Below are 1,689 nucleotides of genomic sequence, written 5' to 3'. Positions count from 1 at the left end.
GAGGCCACTGAAAAAGTCCCCTTAAAAATATTGGGGTAAAAAGAGATAAAAAGGAGTGTAAACCGTAGTGTTTTCACTCCTTTTTTCGTATCTTTTTTACTGATTAACAAACACTTGGATATGTTATTACAGCAGCAAAAGATTCAATTGAGTGCGTATTCCGATATATATGACTTGGTTGTTCCCAAAGATAATCTTCTCAGGAAAATTAACGAATTAATTGATTTTACCTTTATCTATGATGAGCTGGTAAACAAATATTGCCTGGACAACGGACGCAACGCAGAAAGTCCGATACGCATGTTCAAGTATTTGTTGCTGAAAACAATCTATACAGTCTCAGATGTCGACGTTGTTGAGCGTTCCCGCTATGATATGTCCTTCAAGTATTTTCTTGGAATGACTCCGGAGGAAGGTGTGATCAACCCCAGTTCCCTGACAAAATTCAGAAAGTTGCGTTTGAAGGATACAGATCTGTTGAACCTATTGATAGGAAAAACAGTGTCCATAGCTGTCGAGAAAGGAATTGTCCGCTCAAGATCAATCATAGTGGATGCTACGCATTCTTTATCAAGGTCCAATCCATTTTCGGCAGTTCAAGTATTGAAAGAACGTTCAAAAATCCTGCGCAAAGCAGTTTACACTATAGATAAGGATTGGAAAGAGCGAATGCCGGCCAAAAATGTGGATGACGATCTGCAAAAGGAAATAGCGTACTGTAAAGAGCTCGAGAAAGTCATTGAATCCGATCAGGCCCTGAGTGCGGTCCCTACGGTAAAAGAGAAGTTGAACCTGTTAAGGGAAACGGTAGCGGACACCAGGGACAATCTTATCTTCTCCAAAGATGCAGATGCCAAGACCGGGCATAAATCGTCCGATAGTTCGTTTTTCGGATACAAAACACACATTGCGATGACCGAGGAACGTATAATTACGGCAGCCGTAGTAACTTCCGGAGAAAAGGGAGATGGACCGGAGCTGCCAGAACTTTTACGGATCAGTCAGGAAAACGGGATTGAGGTAGATGCCATTATCGGCGATGCCGCTTACTCGGGAAAAGACAATCTGCTATTGGCCAAGGAACAGGATATAAAAATTGTGGCCAGATTGAATCCTTCGATCACGCAAGGTGTTAGAAAAAACGAAGATAAATTTTATTACAATAAGGACGCTGACAGATTTGTATGTCCCGCGGGCCACATGGCCATACGAAAGGCACGCCAAGGCAAAAGGAATGTTGGACAGAACCAGGTGGACACCTACTATTTTGATGTCGAAAAATGTAAGCACTGCCCCTTAAGAGATGGTTGTTATAAGCCTGGAGCGAGAACTAAAACGTATTCCGTGTCCATAAAATCAGATATGCACCAAGAACAAATGACTTTTCAAGAAACTGAGTATTATCGAGAAAAGGCAAAACACAGATATAAAATAGAGGCTAAAAACAGCGAATTGAAAAATGTACATGGATATGGAAGGGCCTGTGCATATGGTATTGAAAACATGCAAATGCAAGGGGCAATTGCAATATTTACGGTGAACCTGAAAAGAATCCTTAGATTGGCCGTATAAAAAGGAGAATCGTGCAATAATAGCTGGATACGGTGCAATAATGCCTTTTAAGGTTGTGGTAAAGCCTAATCAGCTTCGTCAAAACAGATCCAAAAAAAGAAGCGATAAAATAAATTT

At 40.9% G+C, this 1,689-nt stretch carries 1 protein-coding gene; it reads left to right on the top strand.

Annotated features, from left to right (window positions below; genetic code table 11):
- Positions 1 to 120: 120 nt before the first annotated feature.
- On the top strand, positions 121 to 1,572 hold the full coding sequence (locus G6N06_RS19600) for an IS1182 family transposase (RefSeq protein WP_163518389.1): 1,452 nt from the start codon (positions 121 to 123) through the stop codon (positions 1,570 to 1,572).
- The last annotated feature ends 117 nt before the right edge of the window (positions 1,573 to 1,689 follow it).

Source organism: Gelidibacter japonicus, from assembly GCF_010725055.1.
In the GTDB taxonomy this organism is placed as follows: domain Bacteria; phylum Bacteroidota; class Bacteroidia; order Flavobacteriales; family Flavobacteriaceae; genus Gelidibacter; species Gelidibacter japonicus.
Note: the sequence above shows the minus strand (reverse complement) of the source record. Positions and strands in the feature narration are given on the sequence as shown.

Coding starts and splice junctions, on each gene's coding strand:
- G6N06_RS19600 (WP_163518389.1), top strand. CDS start 121: ATGTTATTACAGCAGCAAAAGATTCAATTGAGTGCGTATTCCGATATA.